Source organism: Rhizobium binae, assembly GCF_017357225.1.
Classification (GTDB): Bacteria; Pseudomonadota; Alphaproteobacteria; order Rhizobiales; family Rhizobiaceae; genus Rhizobium; species Rhizobium binae.
This window is the reverse complement of record NZ_CP071607.1, coordinates 415,838-434,564: the sequence shown is the minus strand read 5'-3', so window position 1 is coordinate 434,564 and position 18,727 is coordinate 415,838. Positions and strand designations below refer to the sequence as shown.

The window sequence follows — 18,727 nt, the reverse complement described above, 5'->3', positions numbered from 1 at the left end:
TTTGGTTTACAGACGAGAGGGCTTTCGCGCGAAGAAGCGCGGGTTATTTGCGCAAAGATATGTCGATCTCGTCGGCTGTGGCGCGGGCGCGTCGAGTCTGGCGCTGGCCGCCCGCGTCGGCCCGGGGGCAAGTGCTGGGCGTGGACATATCTGAACCGCTGATCGACCGGGCGCGCTTGCGCCACAGAATACGCCGGCCATGTTCCGAGTGGCCGACGCCGGCAGCGCTGAGTTGGCCGAGGGCGCATTCGATACTTTGTTCTCGCGATTCGGGATGATGTTCTCCGATGATCCGACAGGAGCGTTCGCGCATATGCGCCGCGCGTTCCGGCCGGGCGGACGGGTCGCTCTCGTCTGCTGGCGCGGCGTGGCCGAGAACGATTGGATTCGCCTACCGATGAGCGCAATCAAGGGCATCGGCGGCCGGCTTCAGCGATACCGCTATCGCGCCCTTCGATACTTCCGTTCCGTTTAGTAGGGGTCCTGCCTGGAATCGCGTAAATCCAAAAGGTTAGAGCAGTTCTGCGTTTCCGTGAAGAGTTGAAGCGCTCTAAGTCGATCGGCGTCACGAACCACGCCATTTGCCGCAGCGCTTCGCCGGCCTCGCCGCTGATTGCTTTGGGACGGATCCAGAAGCGCAATGTCGAGCGCCCGGGATGCTTTTGCTTGTTTGATCGCGGTCCTTGATGGATCGACGGCGTGCCGGCTCATCCTCCGTACGGTGAGACTCTTCTCACCGGATCAAAGCCCGTGATAAAAGCGCTCATGGGCATCAGGAACTACTTGATCGAAGGCAGTTCGGGCACTGGAAAAACGTCTGTCGCTTCCGAACTGGAGCGACGGGGCTGCCATGTTGTCCATGGTGACCGCGTCCTGGCATATGTGGGAGACCCCGAGACAGGCCAGGCACTCGCGGGACCACCCGAAGGCGCCGACCGCATTGCCTGGGGATACGCGCATTGGATCTGGCCTGCCGAAAAGGTCCGAGCCATTGCTGCCGACACCACCCACCCTGTTACTTTCTTCTGTGGCGGCTCGCGCAATTTCCACAAATTCCTGCACCTGTTCGATAAGGTTTTCGTGCTCGACATCGACGTTGAGACTTTGAACCGACGATTGGATGGGCGGCCCGATGAGCCGGGCTTCGAGCGGGCCGAGCGGGCTCTGGTACTGCGTTATCACAACACCCGGGAGTATCTTCCCGTCGGGATCACTATCGACACGGCGGGCAGCATTACAAGCGTCGTCGACGATATCCTCGCTCAACTCACCTGAAGTCCTGAAGCTGAATCAGATGCGAGGCGCTCGATCACTGTCGTAGGCCGGCGCCAGATTATCTTTCGCTGCCACCGTCGCGGTACATGACCTCGAATGACCGGTCTGCAGTAGGAAAGCTCGGGACGCTTGCGCTTTCGATGCGAGCGCGTTATACACTGAACCATATGGTTCAGTATTTAGATCCTCCCCTCGATCTCTCGTTCGCGGCGCTGTCCGATGCGACCCGTCGCGGGATCATCGATCAGCTTGGGCGAGGCGACGCGTCGATCACCAGTCTCGCGGATCAATTCCAGATGACGCTGACCGGCATGAAGAAACACGTCCAGGTTCTCGAGCGGGCGGGGCTCGTCGTCACGCAGAAGGTCGGACGGGTGAGAACCTGCAGGCTTGGAAAACGCGGTCTCAAGGCGGAGGCCGAGTGGATCGGGGCGCATCGCAGGCTGTTCGAGGCCCGCTTCGAAGCATTGGATGAGATCATCAACGAAATGAAACGGGAGGGAAGCGATGACTGAGCAAGTTGAGAGCGCAGATGGCGCGCAGAACCGCACGTCGGTCGAGCGCAGAGGGGATCGCGAACTGCTGGTAACGCGGATATTCGATGCGCCGCCGAGCACGGTTTTCAGGGCGTGGAGCCAGGCCGAGCTGTTCCAGCGCTGGTGGGTGCCGAAATCGGTGCCCGGCATTTCGCTCGTATCATGCGAAATGGACGTCCGCACCGGCGGTAAATATCGGCTGGAATTCGGCGCCGGCGGTTCGGACACCATGGCCTTCTATGGCAAGTATCTCGAGGTGGTGCCGAACGAGCGCATCGTCTGGACCAACGACGAGGGCGAAGAGGGCGCGATCACGACCGTGACTTTCGAAGACCAAGGCGGGAAGACGCTTGTGATTTTCCAGGAAGTCTATCCGTCCAGGGAGGCGCTTGAGGAAGCACTGCAGGGCTCGGCTGTCGCATTGCCGGAGCAGTTGGAACAGCTCGACGAATTGCTTTCCAGCCTGACCGAGTAGCGGACGGCCTTCGACCCGCATCATCCTTGCGGAGGCGCCCTCGCGACCGTTCGATACGCATCGAGGATAGCGTCGCGGCTTGACCCTTTTTGGTTCGCCCACGCCTGAGCTAGAGCCTTTCCGGGCTAGATTGAATCATTCTGTTGGCTCAAGCGGAGTCGGATGGTCGACCGGCCGGCGCGCGTCGTAGCCCAGCCCTACGGCCAAGCCGGCCGGTCGATCAGCCGGCCCGTTTCAGCCAACCCTCCCGCAGATTTGCTCGGCAAATCTGCAAGACTCCAGAATCGCCGGACGCACTTATCGCTTAACCACGGCGAAGCGGTGCGGCCGGTGGGCCGGGCATCTTTCAACCGCTGCGCCGCAAGAAATAGATACACGTTGTGTATGCGCTTATGGTATAGGCTGATCTCGAAGGAGAAGACCATGGCCAGCAAAAACGCGACCGACACCCACAAACACGCCGTCAATTTGAAGGTTCGCGACGACATTCGCGGCCTGATCGACCGTGCAGCCAAGGCTCATGGGAAAACCCGCTCGGATTTCATGATCGACGCCGCGCGCCGCGCCGCCGAAGACGCGCTTCTCGACCAGACATTGGTGCAAGTCGATCACGACAGCTATAAACACTATCTGGCCGTCCTCGACCAGCCGCCGAGCGGCGAAGGTTTCGAGCGGCTGATGAATGCTCCCAGACCCTGGCAGCGGTAATGTTGTTACCGCCGGCGCTTCTCGGGGAAGCGCACGATCTCCAACTATTCGATAGCGGGCACGATAGCCTCGATGAATGGCTGCGCCGTCGCGCGCGGGCCAATCAGGTCAGTGGCGCGTCCCGAACCTATGTGGTTTGCGAGGGCAAGCGTGTCATCGGTTACTATTGCCTGTCATCGGGGGCGCTCGCGGTTGCGGACGCGCCGGGACCTGTCCGACGCAATATGCCGGACCCCGTTCCCATGGCAGTGCTTGGTCGTCTTGCTATCGATCGGAGCTGGCAGGGAAAAGGCATCGGAGCTGCGCTGTTGCAAGACGCCGTTTTGCGCACCGGACAGGCGGCGCATATCATGGGCATTCGCGGCCTTCTGGTTCACGCAATCTCCGACGAAGCCAAGGCCTTTTACGAGCATTATGGGTTCGTCGCGTCGCCGGCAAACCCCGTAACCTTGGTGTTATCATTGAAAGCACGACAGGCTTGATTAATTCCCAAAAAATCGCCTGATGCAATGAATATTACGAATAGGCTTTCCAACGCGCCGGCGCTCCCCCGCGCTCTACTTGACGACGTTGACGTCGAAAGTCACGTCGCGAACGAAGCCATCTCCGTAGGACTCCCTGAACGTTGTTTTATCAGGGCCGACGTACCCGGCTGCAGAGGTGTAGTAAACAACCACGCCGGCGGTTTTCGCCGTTGCGCATTTGGAAAACTTCTTCGAGTTCGCGAGTACATCTTCTGGTACGATTTCCAGTTTCCCATGAGCTGGCGGAGAAACTGTTCGAACGTTCGGACGGCTTGCTTGTGAGCAATCGGCTTTGAGGTGCCAGGCCTGCGCCAGTCGCGTCCGCTCGGCGCTGACTGCAGTAAGGCTCTTGTTCTCGGTGACAATGCCACCCGAGGTCGTCGTGCAACTCGCCAGTATTGGAAGAAGGAGAGCGGAAAATTCTGCAGCCGAAGTTCGCATCATTGGTGTCCTGTTGCTGATGAGCATGCGGATCGAGGGCCCATAAAAGCGTCAATTGCGTGAGCCATTGAGCCGCAGGCGCCAAGTCCCGCTGAGCTGCAGGCGCTCCGCATCGGTGAACTGTGCGTGCGACGGCAAGGGAACCTTTGGCAGAGGCGAAGTGTTGTGCTCGGCATGATTGCGGGAGGCATGGCCGATGTACATCATTGTTGGAGGGACGGGGCGCGTTGGCTCAGCAGTGGCGAGGACGCTGCTCGCTGAGGGCGAAGCCGTCACCATCGTCACGCGAAACCCTGAGAAGGCGGGCGCATGGCGACGGCGGGGCGCAGAGGTTGCGCTCGCCGAGTCCACGACGTGACCTCGCTACGGACGGTGTTCCGCCGCGGGAAGCGGGCCTTCCTGCTAAACCCGAATGCTGACATCGCGAGCGATACGGATCGGGAGGAACGGGAGACCGTGCGTTGCCTGCTCGAGGCGATCGAAGGCTCGGGACTGGAGAAGGTGGTGGCGCAATCAACCATGGGCGCGCAGCCGGGCGAGCAATGCGGCGATCTCAACGTCCTTTATGAACTGGAGGTGGGCCTGAGAAACCAGCCGATTCCTGCCAGTGTCATCCGCGCAGCCTATTACTACAGCAACTGGGATACGATGGCAGGCTCCGTGACGAAGGACGGGGTGTTGTCGACCATGCTCCCGGCCGACCTCGCGCTCCCGATGGTCGCGCCGGAGGATCTGGGAAGGGTGGCTGCGCGGCTGCTGCAGGAGCCGATCGAGCAGATCGCCATATACGCCGTCGAAGGGCCGGAGCGATACTCTCCCAATGACGTTGCCGCAGCCTTCGCCGCCACCCTCGGCCGGACCGTTCGCGTCGAGGTGATCCCGCGCGAAGCCTGGGAAGACGCATACCGCCGTTCGGGCTTCTCCGACGCGGCGGCTCACTCATATGCCAGGATGACGGCTCTCACCGCCGATGGCCCCGAATATCCCGAGGACGCAATTCGCGGATCGATCCCGCTCCAGACGTACATAGATGGGCTCGTTCGTGACTCGTCCTGACGCGACCCGATGGACGAAATAGCGAGCCCGCCGAAAGGCTGTATGAGACGTGTGCCGCTGGGCAGGCGCCTCGGCCTCGGGTAGCGACCTCCATGGGATTGCTGAAGCCGCCACGGCGTGTTCGTCAGCCGCGTTCGACCAGTTTGCGGATAGCGGTCTCAAAGGTGGTTGTTCCCTTGCGCGATCGGGCCTCGCCGCCTTCGAACTCGATCCAGCCTTCGTTGAAGCCGTCAAGCATGCGCATACGGGGTCGGGGGTTCTGCATCCCCTGGTTCAAAAACAGCGCTTCCCATGTCTCTCTTGCAACCGGCTCGGCACGGATCGACTTGCCGAGCACGGTAGAGAAGGCCTCCGCCATCTGCAGCGGCGTGATGCGGAAAGGACCCTCAAGCTCGACGATGCGTTTACCGGTCCAGTCCTCCTGCAGCATTTCAGCCGCAGTGGCGCCGACATCGCGCACGGATACCATCGCCACGGGTTTGGTGACCGGCTGCAGAAAGCTTGGCATGATGCCGCTCTCCCTTGCCGGTGCGATGTCCCAGGCTGAATTCTCCATGAACCAGCAGGCGCGCAAGAACGCTACCGGGATCGGGAGTGTCGACATTGCCTGCTCGAAGAGGTCGAGCTGGCTCAGCAGATTCTCCTGCTTTGCCTGAGCGCCGATCGTCGACAGGCAGACCACCTTCTTCGGTGACGCCTTTGTGAGCGCCGTCTTGAGCGCCTCGATGATTGCCTTTACCTCCGGGAAACCCGGCGCAGGATCGAAGCTGGGCGGCAGAAGCAGGAAGACGCCCTCGGCGCCTTCGAAGGCGAGGGCGAGGGACGACGCGTCCGTCATTTGGGCAATGGCGATTTTCGCACCGCGATCCCGCCAGGCGCCTGCTTTTTCCGCATTGCGCAGGACTGCACGGACAGGCAGTCCCTGATCCATCAATTTCGCGCCGACCACGGCGCCGACCTGACCTGTTATTCCAGTCACAGCAAACATTCTAGGACTCCTTTTGGCAACGGCTTGCGCCGCGATGAAACAAAAGATGCGCCAAAGTCGCTTTTGACTGAATTGACCTTTTGTCAGATAGTTCATGACAAAATATCAGGAATTGGATGATGTTCGACGGACGATTGCTGAATGGGGTCAGCGTGCTGGCCGCCGTCGTTGAGAGTGGCAGTTTTGCGCGGGCGGGCGAGGCGCTGGGGCTGACAGCTTCCGGAGTCAGCCGGGCGGTGGCGCGACTTGAGAGCCGCATCGGCGTGCGCCTGCTCGAGCGGACGACCCGATCCCTGAGGCTCACCGATGACGGCACGCGTTTCTACGAGCAGGTCATGCCGCTACTTGGCGGCATCGAAGAAGCCGCTGCCTATGCGGCCGGGACGACGCAGACGGCGCGTGGGAGGCTGCGGATCAATGTCGATCCGTATTTTTCGCGGCTGATCCTCGCGCCGAAGCTCGGCACCTTTCTCGACCGCTATCCCGATCTTCAGCTCGAGGTGGTCACAAGGAACGAGATCGGCGATCTTGTCGCCGACGGCATGGATGTGGCGGTGCGCTTCGGCGAAATCCCGGCGAAGAACTCGCTGATTGCCCGGCAGCTGTTTCGCACGAGGGTGATCACGGTTGCCGCGCCGCTCTATCTTGCACAGCACGGCACGCCGACGCTGCCTGCCGACCTGACCGATCATACCTGCATCCAGTATCAGGACCCTTTGACGGGCAGGCCTTTCGAATGGGAATTGCGGCGCGGAAAGAAGGTGGTGGCGATCGAAACTCGTGGCCGCGTCCTCGTCAATGATGCCGGCACGGCGCTTGCTACCTGTCTCGCGGGCATCGGCATCGCCCAGGTCTTCGCGCTCGGCATGAAGCCCTATCTCGACTGCGGGCAGTTGGTCGATCTCTATCCGGACTGGCCCGATGAGACCTTTCCGCTGCACTGCTTCTACACCTCCCGCCATCATGTGCCGGCCAAGGTCCGCGCCTTTATCGATTTCTGCGTCGAAATCGTCGGCTAGACGCCGCTGCGAGGATTGGCTCGGAGCTTTTGTCACCAGCATCTTCGGCGGATTTAGCGGCCGCAAAGCGCGGCATAAGTCGCATCATACTTGCCGACAATGTAGCCTTTGGCTTACGCCACGGACCATCCACCGTCCACCAGCAGGTTCGCGCCGGTGATCAGGCTCGCAGCCGGCGACGCCAGGAAGACGACGGCGCCCACCACATCATCGGTTTCACCGATCCGGCCGAGGGGAATGTGATCGAGCGTCGCCTGGCGATTGGCGGGATCGGATAGAAAGGGTGCTGTCCCATCCGTGTGGATGAAAGTCGGCGATACGGTATTGACGGTGACATTGTAGCGGGCCCATTCGGCTGCAAGGCAGCGCGTCAGGTGATTGATCGCCGCCTTGCTCATGCAATAGATGGCCTCGCCGCGCAGCGCCACGGTGCCGGCCTGTGAGCTGATGCTGATGATCCGGCCGCCATTCTGCTTGATCATCTGACGCCCGACGGCCTGCGTCATCAGGAAGGTGCCCTTGATGTTGACATCGAGGATCTCGTCGAGGTCCTTCTCCTCGACGAGTTCGGCGAGATTGCCCGGAGCGACGCCGACATTATTGACGAGGACGTCGATCCGGCCAAATGTCGCCAACGCCGCCTCGACGGCTTTGGCGATGTGGGCTTTGTTGGGAATGTCCAGCTCGACGGCGAGGACTTTTCGTCCCGCCCCCTCGAGTTCGGCAACCAGATCCGCCGAGGCTTCGACGTCGCGGACCCCCAGGACGATATCGGAGCCCGCCGCGGCGCAGGCAAGCGCGCAGGCTCGGCCGATGCCACGGCTCGCTCCTGTCACCAAAGTCACTTTCCCTTCAAGGCTGAAGTCCGGCGCATTCCTCTGCATCATCGTTCCTCCCTTATGAAATCATTTGGACCTGGCCACTTATGCGACTGCCGTCGTGCAACACGGCAAGCCTCTCGGGCGATCATATCCCGTTCGACGCGGATCGGCTCGGACGACAGGCGAGCATCTCTGCAGTGCCCCGATCACCGCCGCGCCGGCGGCTTGGTGGCGGCGCGGCGCTGCAGCGCAAAACGGGCGGCCGAGCAGTTGACGTCTGGAACGAGATCGTAGGTCTGTTGATAGAGGCTTTGCGCCAGCGTGTTGTTGCCGCGGTTTTCCGAGGCAAGGGCGGCGAGCGCCGTGCGCTTGTAGGCCTCGACGATCGGCGCTGCCGCCTTTGCCAAGGCCGCATCGTCGGCGGGTTCGGTGCTAAGCGAAAGCGCGGCATAGGTGACGTCGCCATCGCGGCCGACGCGGCCGCCGACAGCGCCGTTGAAAGTCTGCTCCGACACCTGACGCAGGCGCCTGGCATTCTTGATGCAGGTCGGAATGCGGGCGGCTTCGGCATTGATGCGCTCCGCGGTCGGGCCGGCCTCCGTGCTGCCGCCGCCGGAAAGGATCACGTAGCCGATGATGCCGACGACGGCGAGGTAGACGAGGCCCATGCCGGCGAGGAAGGCAGGCTGCTTGAAGAGCGGCTTTTTCGGCTTGCCGTCGTCTGCCTTGGCCGCCTCCTTCTTCGGCGCCTCCTTGGCGGGCGCCTTCTCCACGAACTGGAACTCGACGTCCTTGCCGAGGCGGAAGCTGTCGCCTGTTTTCAGTGAGGCCGTCTGCAGCAGCGCCTCGCCGCGCAGCATGATCGGGTTCAGCCCCATGCGGCGGATGATGAAGCCGCCGTCGCTCTGCTTTTCGATGCGCGCATGGATCGGCGCAAGGAACGGATCGTCGACGACGATATCGGCATTGGCTGCCCGGCCGATCGACATTTCCGGTCGGGCGAGCACGTGGCTGCGGCTCTGGCCGCCGGGACCGGTCTGCAGAAGGCTGGGTTTGTTGCCGCGAAAGAAGGAAAAGGCCATGATCAGAACATCCCACTCGACATCATCTCGACGATAGCCGGCGCCAGCACCAGAAGCAGGATCGACACGACGATCATCATCGCCGGCATGACGATCTTGGCTTTCAGCTTCTCACTGGCCCTGTCGGCCTTTTCCCAGCGGCGGAAGCGCAGGTCGCGCGCATGTTCGCGCAGCAACTCGACACGGTTGCTGCCCTCGACCTCGCCCTGGATGACGGCGCGGATGACCCGCACCACCTCCTCGGCCGTCATGCGCGCCTCCAGGCGCTGCAGCGCCTCGATCATGCCGGTGCCGAGCGCCACGTCTTTCAGCGTCTGCTCGATCTCCTCGCTCATCACGGTGCCGGGCGCTGCCTCGGCATAGAGCCGCAGGCTTTCCGGCAGGGTCGCCTGCGCCTGCTGCGTCATGACGACGAGATCGAGGAAATAGGGAAATTCGCGCGAGATGCGCTCCTTGCGGTCCTGCATCTTGTCGTCGGCGACGACCCAGAAATAGATGGCGGGGATGAAACCGAGGATCAGCCCGGCGACCAGCCCGCCGATGACGCTGCCGCTCGCAATACCGAACAGCACGCCGAGCAGGATGAAGCCGAACAGGCTCAAGACGATGAGAAGGGCGATATATTCACGCCCCGTCACGCCGCCGAACGGTCGGCCGCCATAGATCAGCTTCTTTTCGAGCTGCGCGCCGAAATCGGCCAGGAGCGGCTCGAAATGTCGCAGCACGAATTCGACGGGCGTGCGCATGCCGATGCTGTCGACAATATTCGGCGGCGGCCCGTCGCCGCCAGCCTTTCGCCGCACCACCTCGATGCTGCCGAGCAGGTCGCCGATCCACCAGACGATGAGCGCCGCGGTGATGCCGGCAAGGACGATGGCGATCGGGGCGAGGGGTATTTGCGACATCATACCGACACCTTCATCATCGAGCGCATCCAGAAGAAGCCGGTGGCGTAGAGAATGGCGCCGACAATTGCGATGACGATGCCGATGGCGTTGCCGAACACCTTGTCGATCAGCTCGGGCTGGCCGAAGAAGATCATCAGGATCATGAACAGCGCGCCGCCGTTGACGACGCGGAAGTTCATCCGCGCCTGCGACGACGAGGTGCTGATCTTCTGGTCGAGCTTCCATATCTCCTTGAAGGATTTCGACATTTCCGTCAGCGGCTCGGATATGTCGCCGCCCTGGCGGGCAAACAGGCCGAGGGCGGCATCGACCATCTTGAAATGCAGGCTCGGCACGGTGCGGCCGTGGCGGTCGAGCGCCTCGACCAGGCCGATGCCGAGCTTCTGTTCGCGGGCAATGCGCTCGAACTCGCGCGAGGAGGGCATCTGGCCGGTATCGGCGACCGCATTGACGGCGACGGCGAGCGGCTTGCCGGTGCGCACCGCCGAGACGATCTGGTCGACGGCATAGGGAAGCTGGGATTCGATCTGCAGCCAGCGGCGCTGCAGGAAGTAGCGGATCGTCGCCTTGGGCAGGAAGAAGGCGACGGGAATGGCGACGACGATGCCGACGATCGGTCCGAAGATCAGCGAGATCAGGGCAAAGACGACGATCGCGGTGATGGCATAGGCGAGGATCATCGTATAGGGCGGCACGGCATCGCGGCCGAAGACCTGGGCTGCTTCGCTGGCGAGCGCGATGTCACGTTCGGTGGCGCGCAGCAGCGGTGCCGGCCATTGCACCGGCGCGCCCCAGACCAGCAGTCCCGCCGTCACCGCGCCGAGGGCGATCGTCAGGATCTGCAGAATGCTGATGTCCATGGTTCCACCCTCAAACAAACATATCCAAGTTCTTGATCTCGCCGTCTTCGCCGAAGGAAACGAGCTCGGCGACGAAGCTCGGCAGGTAGCCGGTGAAGGCATGCACCGCCTGACCGCCGGCGCGGCCGACGAGATTGAAGATCGGCTCGACGATGATTAGACCGGTGTCCGGATCGATGCCGATCACCTCCGATATCTCGGTGACGGCGCGCCGGCCGCTTTCCAGGCGGTTGAGCTGCACGACGAGTTCGACGGCGGCGACGATCTGCTGGCGGATCGCCGTCACCGGCAGCGAGCTCTGGCCCTGCAGCACCATCACCTCGAGGCGGGTCATCATGTCCTGCGGCGTGTTGGCATGCGCCGTCGTCATCGAGCCGGCATGGCCGGTGTTCATCGCCTGCAGCATGTCGATCGCTTCGGCGCCGCGGCACTCGCCGACGATGATGCGGTCGGGGCGCATGCGCAGTGCATTGCGCACCAGATCGCGGATGGTGACGCTGGTTTCGCTCTCCGCCGTCTTCGGCCGCGATTGCAGGTAGACGACGTGAATGCCGTCGAGCTGCAGTTCGGACGTGTCCTCGACCGCGACGACGCGCTCGCCGACCGGAATGAATTGCGACAGGCTGTTCAGGAGCGTCGTCTTGCCGGAGCCGGTGCCGCCGGAGACGACGATGTTCTTGCGGGCGCGCACCGCCGCCTCGAGGAAGGCGCGCATCGGTTCGCTGAGCGCGCCGGCGGCCACCAGCTTGCTGATGTCGAGCCGCGACTTGCCGCCGAACTTGCGGATGGTGAGGCAGGCGCCCTTGACGGCGAGCGGCGGGATGACGGCGTTGACGCGCGAACCGTCCGGCATGCGAAAGTCGGCCATCGCCTCGCTCTCGTTGATCGAGCGGTTGGAATCGACGGCGATGCGCTCGATCACCTTCATCAGCTGCCGCTCATTGGCGAAGGCGAAGGGGTAACGCTCGAGCAGGCCGAATTTTTCGACATAGATCTCGTCGTAGCGCGTCACCATGATTTCCGAGATGACGTCGAGATCCATCAGTTCCGAGATCGTGCCCCAACGATACATCAGCTCCTCGATATTGGAGCGCAGATGCATATGGGCGATCTCGTAGCGGTCGCCGGCGTTGAACAGGGCCTGCCGGGCCTGGAAGGCGGCGCCGAACTTGGTGTCGAGCTGGGCGAAGTCGGAACGGGTGGATTCGAAGTTCAGCTTCAGTTGCAGCGCCGAGATCAGCGCCTTGCCGACATCGAAGAGCCGGCGGTTGTCCTGCTCTTCGCGGGCGAGGCTGGCCGCATTCGAAGCGCCGTCGCGCCGTCCGGTGCGGGCGATGCGTTTTGCCAGCCACCGGTAGACGGCATTCTTGATGACGAGGATGACGAGATCCTGCGGCGCAGCGTCCAGCGCCTCCTTGATGAACAGGTCGAGGCGCTCGCGGATGCGGCCGCGCGTCTCCTCGCGGCCGAAATCGGAGGATTTCACCAGCCGGTCATATTGCGTGTCTTTTAGCAATCGCTCATGTATTTCCATCTGCAGCGCCAGCACCCGCTCCTGGTCCGGAAACTGCGTCACCGCCTCCGGCGCCGCCGCCGGCTCGACGAGTTCGATGGTGACATTCGGCACCCAGATCGACATGCCGGCCGAAACCGCCACCGGCGTGCCGGCCCTCAGCGGCTGGTCGTCGACGCGCGTGGGATTGCGGCCGTGATGCTGCACCGACCAGCCTTGGCCGGACTTGCGCAGCACGAATTGCGGCGAGGACACATGGCTGCCGCGCAGGCGCACGACGCCGGCGCCGGCGGGAAGCGAAAGCGTGCTGCTTTCGCCGACGAAATAGGTCTCGTTCGCCGAGAGCGGGATCACCTCCCGCCCGCTGCCGTCCTCATAGGAAATCTTCAACAGCATGGCTTACTCTCCCGCACCGGTCACATGCGCGTCCAGTTGATGCTCGGCAGTTCCTCGACACTATTATCTGTCGGATTGCGCAGCACGAGGTTGAGGCTGCCGTTCGACTGGCCCAGGGCGAAGATCAGCATTTCGGCTTCCGACGGCGTCACTTCGACAGTCACGTTGTTGTAAGTGCTGTTAGCCTTGGTGACGGCGCCCTCCGGCGTCGTCGCCGCACCGACCGCCAGAACCTTGACGTTCTGCAGGAAGGTGCGGGTGACGACGCGGGTGCGCGAGCTGATGCCGAGTTTATAATCCTGCGCCTGCTTGCGGTAGGCGTTGACATCATTCTCGTCGGCGCCGGGATATTGGGTGAGATAGTTCTTCAGCATCTGCTCGACCGGCGACGCGGGCTGAGCCGGAACGGCCGGTTGTGCGGTCGCGGCAGGCTGGCCCGGAACGGCAGGGGCCTGGCCAGGAGCTCCCGGCTGGGTCGCGGCGGCCGGCGCCACGGGCTCAACCGGCTCGTCTACGGTGCCGAGGATATCGACATAGCTGCCGGGCTCGACGAAGTGGCCGACGGCCGCGGTCGCGTTGACAGGCAGGGTGAGCGCGCGCTTGCCGGGCGCGATCATCGTCGTCAGGCGCCCGCCATCGGTATCGTCGAAATACTGGAAGAGCAGCACGGAACCAGCCGGAATATCAGCTGCAGCCGTGCGATCCTTCAACCACTCCTGGTAGGCGCTCGCCGCAGGCACGGCGAGCTTGGCAAGCGCCCCGAAGCTTTCCGGCAACATCACCGGTTCGGCGAGCATGTCGGGCGTGATCGCTTGTCCTCTCGTCACCTTCTTGTCGGGCTGAAGCCGCATGAAGGCATAGGCCACCTGCTCGTTCTTGACGCTCTCGGTCCAGAAGTAGAGGAGGACGCCGGTGATCAGCCCGACGATCACGGCGGCAATGAGCTTCCAGTTCATGGTGTTGTTCCCTCTAAGAAGGGTTGCCTGATTTGAATGACCTCAACGGTCCTGCCGTCGGTTCTGCTTCTCGTGTAGAGAACATTGGCTTCGACGCTGCCGCGCCGGCCGTAAAGGGCGGTGACCCCGCCGCGCTCAGCCGGCGGCGTTTCGATGGTGAAGCCGTCGCGGACGAGCAGGTCGGCGCGCTGATCGGACCAGCGCGCGGCGGCAAGCGTGCCCTTCGACACGACCGTGCGCGACATATGGCCCTTGTCATGGTCGCCGATATCGCTCAGCACCTCGACGCCGGCCGGCGGACGCAGCGACATCGGCAGCTTGGCCACATCGGCAGGGGCGGCGAAGGCCGGCAGCGTGGCGGCGACATCGTCGAAGCGGCTCATCAGCACTTCGGTCATCGGCGCATCGGCAGGTCGGCGGATCATGATCGACACACCCGGGATCGACACCCTCGCCGAAGGATCGTTCGGATCCTGCCGTCTCATATAGTCGAGGGCTGCCTCGCCGTCGCCGTCGAAGAAGCGCACGACAACGGCAAGGTCGTCGCGGATGCGGCTCACCTTCGGGACGATCATCATGTTGGCGGCGATGACGGCGGTCAGTTCTTCCTTATCGTTGCTTTTCGGCAGGGCCGGTCGGGTATTGGCGGCCAGCACACGCAGCCATTCGTCAGTGATATCGGAGATGCTGCGATCGCTCTGGTAGGGTGTGAACTCCAGCGGCTGGCCGTTGATGACGAGATCGCGCGGCGAGCGTTCCGGCGCGCCGAGGATGCCGGCCAGCATCGCATTCAGCGTCGCCCTGAAATCCCTATAGACCTCGGCATGGCCCGGTTTGACCATGATCGCAATTGCGAGCCAGACAACCAAAGTCACGCCGATGACATGGCTGACAAGGCGGAAGGAAATGCGCGCGCCCTGTCTCATCTTATTTCGCTCCCGGAAAGACGCCGTCGAAGAGATCGCCGGAATCGCTGGCCACATCTCGGATTTCCCGGCGCAGCGTCGGATCGTAGCCGCGGCGTGTGGTGTCGTTGTTGTGCGAGATGAACAGCGTCGAGTCGTCGACCGTGAACGCATCCTTCCAGCGGACGCTGCGGATGGTGTCGAGATCGTCGGAATCCCTGAACTTGTAGACGCGGTCGGCGGTCGCGGTGACGAGCTGCGGCTTCTCGTCGGCGAGATCGCCGACCATGTCGCCGAAGTCGCGGCCATTGCTCTTGAGGGTGTTCTGCACGTCGTCCCAGATAAAGGTCCGCTGAGGATCGCCGCCGCCTTCATGCGAGGGCGTGCGCGAACAGTTGATGGCGTCTCCCCCGGGCAGGGCCGGCAAGGCCGGGATCGGGAAGACGTTGGAGAAATCGGAGGTGCAGGTGAGGCCGCTCGCCTCGGCGAACGCGGCATTGCGCATGGCGAGCATGGTCGCCACCTTCTTGGTGGAGATCCTGTTCGCATGAATGACGAAGATCACGATCAGCAGGATGACCGGCGCGGCGAGCACGAATTCGATCGAGGCCAGACCGCGCCGGTCGCGGTGCAGCCGCATCATGAACCCGCCGGCCGGAGCATTGCCAGCCTGCTCAGTGTGTGTTGACGGCAGCCCAGGCATTGGCTCCTCCATTGTCGAAGACGCGCGTCAGGCCGGTGAAACTGTCGGCGGCCGGGCTTTGCTTGATGGTGCTGGAAACCGCGCCGATATCGTCGGCGAGCGTCGCCGGCGCCAGCGAGGCAAGCCAGTCCTGGGTGTATAGGTCGAAGGCCGTGTAGTTATGGACCCAGCTTTGCGCCAGGGCAAAAGCGGACGGCGTCTTGTCCTTGAACAGACGCACCTGGAGCCTGGCGCGCGGCGCCCGCGAAACGATTGCCAGCGTCTGGTAGTCGGTGAGCTGGTCGCCGCCGAAGGGCGTGAAGTTGAAGGGGATGCGTCCCTTCAGCCAATAGGGCTTCGGGAAGGAGAGGAGCGGCAGGCTGGCGCCGCTCACAGAGATCGCCCCGCCCGCCGGACCGCAGACCTGGTTCCAGATCATGTCGAACTTGCGGGTGAAGTCGTTCTCGTCCTTCGTCTGCGAGTCGGAATAGCGCGGCGGCACGTCGATCGGCAGCTGGAACGGATTGGTGATACCGAAGCCGACGCCGAAGACCTTGTCAGCGATCCAGAAGCTGGCATCGAGCGCCAGTTCCTGCCACCAGCTGAGATCGCCGGCATATTGCTCGACAATCGCCTTGAATGGGACCTTGCTCAGATAGGCCGGCCCGAAGGCTTCATAGAAGATGTAGAACTCCACCAGCTGATTGTCGATGCCGCTCTCATGGTTGACCCAGTCGCGGATATGGCTGCCGTCGACACCGCCTGCCGTCAATGGACCCTTGCCGTTGGGGAAGCCGCGATTGGCGTATTCGCCGCGCATGAGCAGCGGATCCTGTCCCTGGGTGCCATAGGACATGGCAAGGCACATTTCCGTATAGGCAGCGGCCGGGTTGACGCCGTCACGATCGACCGGCAGGTTGCCGCCGGCACCTTCCCCGGCCTGGCCGCAGGATTCGCAGGGCGGATGGAAGACGACATGATCCGACTTGTTCAAACGAACCAGATGCAAGGCGTCGTTGCCGACCCGCTCGGGAAAACTTTCAACCAGATAGTCGTTCAGGTCATTCATCGCGTCGATGATGTCGCTCGACTTGTTGATCAGACCCAGCGGATCATATTTGACCTGCGCCGCCACCGTATAGGCGATCGCCTTGGTGGCTTCGGTCGCCCGGAACCCCTGAAACGCCAGGCAAGCGCCGTAAATGATGCCGCCGACGATCGGAACCTTTTGCCAGCCGGGGCAATAGGGCATCGGCGGAAGCGGCGGCAGGAGCGACGCCGGCCCGAAGCCCTCCGTGAAAGAATATTCGGCAAGTTTCGCCAGAATGACGCCCGAGCGCAGCGCCAGTTCCGCGGTGGTCAACTGATAGGCGACCGACGTTGCCATGACCACGGTTGCCTGCGAGGAGGCGACGTTGTTCATCGCCATGATGTTGAGATAACGCGCCTCCCAATCGGCGTGAACGAGTGCGGCGGCATCGGCGGTATCCTGCGTACGCTGCTTGTCGTAGATCATCTGCCCGGTGTTCAGGATCCAGACGATCATCAGCGCGAGCGCGATTGTCATGTAGAGGATGATCGGAGACAGGAAGCCGCGCTGGTCGCGGTGCAGGCGATGGATGAAGGACGGTGTCATAGCAGGTTCACCTCCGCCGTCGAAATCGTGTAGTAGCGCCCGTCCTTCCTCTGGCCGCGGGCAAAGACCCAGCCGGCATATTCGAGCAGCAGGAAGCGCGCTTCGACCTTGGCCGTGACCGGCACATGCGGCGAGCGGTTGATGGCGGCATAGAGCGCCATCGGGGCGCGATCGACGGTGACCGTGACGTTCTGCGGGTCGAACATGTAGCGGGCCTGGTTGCGCATGGCGCGCCAGTTCTTCGAGAGGCCCGAGGCGTCGGCAAGGCTCTTCAGCGCCTCTTCCGGCGGCTGGCAGGCGCCGACGCATTTCAGCTGGTCATAGGGAGCGGCCGGGATCAGCGCCAGGCGTGCGGCAAGATCGGCCTTGCCGGCTGCGGCGTCGTTATCGCAGGTCTTGGGGTCGATGATGCTGCGGATGGTGATCGGCAGCGCCGGGCAGAAATAGACGCGGGCGCTGCGGGCCGCCGCATAAGCGGCATAGTGGGTGAAGAGGTGGTTCTTCGCCAGAATCGTGAACTGGAAGACCACGAACATGAAGAAGACGAAGATCGGCGTGACCAGAACGAAATCCATCATCGTCGTGCTGCCTGAGACATCGCCGTGAAGCTCCGATATCCGGCGCCGGCGGGCGGAAAGCCGCGGCAGCAGCAGCATCGAGGTTAGCAACAGCATGGCGATGGCAAAGGTGCCGAGAAGCGCGCCATGATCCTGAGGGATCCAGAAGGTCCGCGAGTGCAGGATCGAACTCCAGAAAGCACCGTCGAAAGTGGGGTGTTCGAGTTCCGCGCGCATTGCCGTTACCTCACGAGTGAAAGAGGGGTGAAATCAGGCATGAACAGGCACCAGAGAAGTCCGAGCGCGGCGGCGACGCCGAAGCGGACGGTATGATGGGTTTCGCGCGGCCTCAGCACGGTGGCGGCATCGCGGAAACCTGCGGGCAGCAGCAGGGCGAACAGTCCGACGGTTCGCGCCAGCACGCCCCATTGAACCCGCCGCGCCATCGAGAAAACCGCTATCGCGCCGCCGATCATCAGCGATGCGAGCGTCACGTCGATGGCCGGCCAGAGGCCGAGAACGGCGCCGAGCGCCGCCATCAGCTTGACGTCACCGCCGCCGCAGCCCCCGGCTGCGAAGGCGATGATGAAGATCAGGCCTGAGGCAAGGAGACCGGCAAAAGCCAGGCCGATCCCCGCAAGGCCGCCGCCGATCGCCGCCAGCATGAACCCGGCAAGCAGACAGGGGTAGGTGATGGCGTTCGGGATCTGACCATGGCGGTGATCGAACACCGCCGCGGTCGTGGCGCAGGCGACGGCAAGAGCCGCCGCCGCTGGCATTAGGGTCAGATCGTAGGTCATGTCCATGACACCGACCCGCTTATTGACCCGGCTCAGGAATTCTCTCGGCATCGGAGAGGGCGGTATTCTTTTCGTTGAACCATTCGCCGATCTGTTTGCCGAATGCGAGCAGGAGCAGCATCAGCGGAATGACGATCAGGGCGACGGCGAGGACGATCTGGGCCATGTCGCCGCGTTCGTCCTTGTGAAGTGCAATTGCGAGAGTCTTGAGTTTTCCAAACATCTGCGTATTCCTCGTTCCCAAGTTTGTTTCGGATCGAAGACCTTGATGAAAAGAAGCAAGCATACGCTATCGATCAGAACCAGCACGTTGCTCATTCCAATGATGTTTTCTGCTTCTGCTTTTCTTCCCCGGTCGCCAACGCTTGTTGAGCAACATCATTAAGACCCAAGAGTGCGCCCAAGGCCAGCCCTCCGTCAAGCAAACGGAAGGCAGGGTTCCAATTGTCTTGGAGGCGTCGCCTGCGGAAATGCGGTTGACGGCGGCGTTTTCACGCTAACCCGCTGAACATGCTGTTGTTTTATATGGCGAGGCATGGAGTGAAGCCGTTTTCGCGAACATCGCCGGCTGCTCCATTATTGACCAATA

General features: G+C 62.6%; 20 protein-coding genes and 2 pseudogenes. 8 read left to right on the top strand and 14 right to left on the bottom strand.

The window, feature by feature from the left end:
• Position 1 precedes the first annotated feature (1 nt).
• From J2J99_RS28965 to J2J99_RS28940, 6 genes and pseudogenes are all read left to right on the top strand, one after another.
• Positions 2–482, top strand: a pseudogene (locus J2J99_RS28965) (class I SAM-dependent methyltransferase); the annotation flags it as partial.
• 283 nt (positions 483–765) lie between these two features.
• Positions 766–1,275 (top strand): P-loop nucleotide/nucleoside kinase family protein, encoded by a 510-nt coding sequence (locus J2J99_RS28960; RefSeq protein WP_168300425.1) that lies wholly within the window; start codon positions 766–768, stop codon positions 1,273–1,275.
• Positions 1,276–1,442: 167 nt separating this feature from the next.
• Positions 1,443–1,790, top strand: coding sequence for an ArsR/SmtB family transcription factor (locus tag J2J99_RS28955; RefSeq protein ID WP_168300426.1), 348 nt, complete (start codon positions 1,443–1,445; stop codon positions 1,788–1,790).
• Entirely contained in the window at positions 1,783–2,286 is a 504-nt protein-coding gene (locus tag J2J99_RS28950) for an SRPBCC family protein (RefSeq protein ID WP_168300427.1), read from the top strand. Before J2J99_RS28955 ends, J2J99_RS28950 begins: the two co-directional genes overlap by 8 nt.
• 423 nt (positions 2,287–2,709) lie before the next feature.
• A complete protein-coding gene (locus tag J2J99_RS28945; RefSeq protein WP_168300488.1) occupies positions 2,710–2,994 on the top strand; it encodes a type II toxin-antitoxin system TacA family antitoxin in 285 nt (94 codons plus the stop codon).
• Complete coding sequence (locus J2J99_RS28940) at positions 2,994–3,476, top strand: GNAT family N-acetyltransferase (protein WP_168300428.1); 483 nt, start codon at positions 2,994–2,996, stop codon at positions 3,474–3,476. Before J2J99_RS28945 ends, J2J99_RS28940 begins: the two co-directional genes overlap by 1 nt.
• Positions 3,477–3,551: 75 nt before the next feature.
• Here J2J99_RS28940 and J2J99_RS28935 read toward each other — a convergent pair whose 3' ends face one another.
• The gene (locus J2J99_RS28935; protein ID WP_168300429.1) at positions 3,552–3,986 is read right to left on the bottom strand and encodes a hypothetical protein; all 435 of its coding nucleotides are present in this window, start codon (positions 3,984–3,986) and stop codon (positions 3,552–3,554) included.
• A gap of 169 nt (positions 3,987–4,155) precedes the next feature.
• Here J2J99_RS28935 and J2J99_RS28930 point away from each other — a divergent pair.
• Positions 4,156–5,015: pseudogene (locus J2J99_RS28930) on the top strand (NmrA family NAD(P)-binding protein).
• A gap of 124 nt (positions 5,016–5,139) precedes the next feature.
• Here the strand turns inward: J2J99_RS28930 and J2J99_RS28925 are convergent.
• Positions 5,140–6,003, bottom strand: a complete 864-nt coding sequence (locus J2J99_RS28925) for an NmrA family NAD(P)-binding protein (protein WP_168300430.1) — start codon at positions 6,001–6,003, stop codon at positions 5,140–5,142.
• 119 nt (positions 6,004–6,122) lie between these two features.
• Here J2J99_RS28925 and J2J99_RS28920 point away from each other — a divergent pair, with 119 nt between their 5' ends.
• Positions 6,123–7,022, top strand: a complete 900-nt coding sequence (locus J2J99_RS28920) for a LysR family transcriptional regulator (RefSeq protein ID WP_168300489.1) — start codon at positions 6,123–6,125, stop codon at positions 7,020–7,022.
• Positions 7,023–7,135: 113 nt separating this feature from the next.
• Here J2J99_RS28920 and J2J99_RS28915 read toward each other — a convergent pair whose 3' ends face one another.
• From J2J99_RS28915 to J2J99_RS28860, 12 genes are all read right to left on the bottom strand, one after another.
• Entirely contained in the window at positions 7,136–7,906 is a 771-nt protein-coding gene (locus J2J99_RS28915) for an SDR family NAD(P)-dependent oxidoreductase (RefSeq protein ID WP_168300490.1), read from the bottom strand.
• A 143-nt stretch (positions 7,907–8,049) separates the two neighbouring features.
• Positions 8,050–8,925, bottom strand: a complete 876-nt coding sequence (locus J2J99_RS28910; RefSeq protein WP_168300431.1) for an FHA domain-containing protein — start codon at positions 8,923–8,925, stop codon at positions 8,050–8,052.
• A 2-nt stretch (positions 8,926–8,927) separates the two neighbouring features.
• Positions 8,928–9,833, bottom strand: coding sequence for a type II secretion system F family protein (locus J2J99_RS28905; protein ID WP_168300432.1), 906 nt, complete (start codon positions 9,831–9,833; stop codon positions 8,928–8,930).
• Entirely contained in the window at positions 9,830–10,693 is an 864-nt protein-coding gene (locus J2J99_RS28900) for a type II secretion system F family protein (RefSeq protein WP_085861529.1), read from the bottom strand. Before J2J99_RS28900 ends, J2J99_RS28905 begins: the two co-directional genes overlap by 4 nt.
• A gap of 10 nt (positions 10,694–10,703) precedes the next feature.
• Positions 10,704–12,602, bottom strand: a complete 1,899-nt coding sequence (locus J2J99_RS28895; RefSeq protein WP_168300433.1) for a TadA family conjugal transfer-associated ATPase — start codon at positions 12,600–12,602, stop codon at positions 10,704–10,706.
• 20 nt (positions 12,603–12,622) lie between these two features.
• Positions 12,623–13,558: a Flp pilus assembly protein CpaB gene (gene cpaB / locus J2J99_RS28890; protein WP_168300434.1), complete on the bottom strand. Its 936-nt coding sequence runs from the start codon at positions 13,556–13,558 to the stop codon at positions 12,623–12,625.
• A complete protein-coding gene (locus J2J99_RS28885; RefSeq protein WP_168300435.1) occupies positions 13,555–14,484 on the bottom strand; it encodes a hypothetical protein in 930 nt (309 codons plus the stop codon). The genes cpaB and J2J99_RS28885 overlap by 4 nt, the downstream gene beginning before the upstream one ends.
• 1 nt (position 14,485) lies before the next feature.
• Positions 14,486–15,166: a TadE/TadG family type IV pilus assembly protein gene (locus tag J2J99_RS28880; RefSeq protein ID WP_168300436.1), complete on the bottom strand. Its 681-nt coding sequence runs from the start codon at positions 15,164–15,166 to the stop codon at positions 14,486–14,488.
• Entirely contained in the window at positions 15,138–16,781 is a 1,644-nt protein-coding gene (locus J2J99_RS28875; protein WP_168300437.1) for a TadE/TadG family type IV pilus assembly protein, read from the bottom strand. The genes J2J99_RS28880 and J2J99_RS28875 overlap by 29 nt, the downstream gene beginning before the upstream one ends.
• Positions 16,778–17,575: a TadE/TadG family type IV pilus assembly protein gene (locus J2J99_RS28870; protein WP_168300438.1), complete on the bottom strand. Its 798-nt coding sequence runs from the start codon at positions 17,573–17,575 to the stop codon at positions 16,778–16,780. Before J2J99_RS28870 ends, J2J99_RS28875 begins: the two co-directional genes overlap by 4 nt.
• Positions 17,576–17,580: 5 nt before the next feature.
• Positions 17,581–18,144, bottom strand: coding sequence for a prepilin peptidase (locus J2J99_RS28865; protein WP_168300439.1), 564 nt, complete (start codon positions 18,142–18,144; stop codon positions 17,581–17,583).
• 13 nt (positions 18,145–18,157) lie between these two features.
• A complete protein-coding gene (locus tag J2J99_RS28860; protein WP_018246152.1) occupies positions 18,158–18,361 on the bottom strand; it encodes a hypothetical protein in 204 nt (67 codons plus the stop codon).
• Between the last annotated feature and the right edge of the window lie 366 nt (positions 18,362–18,727).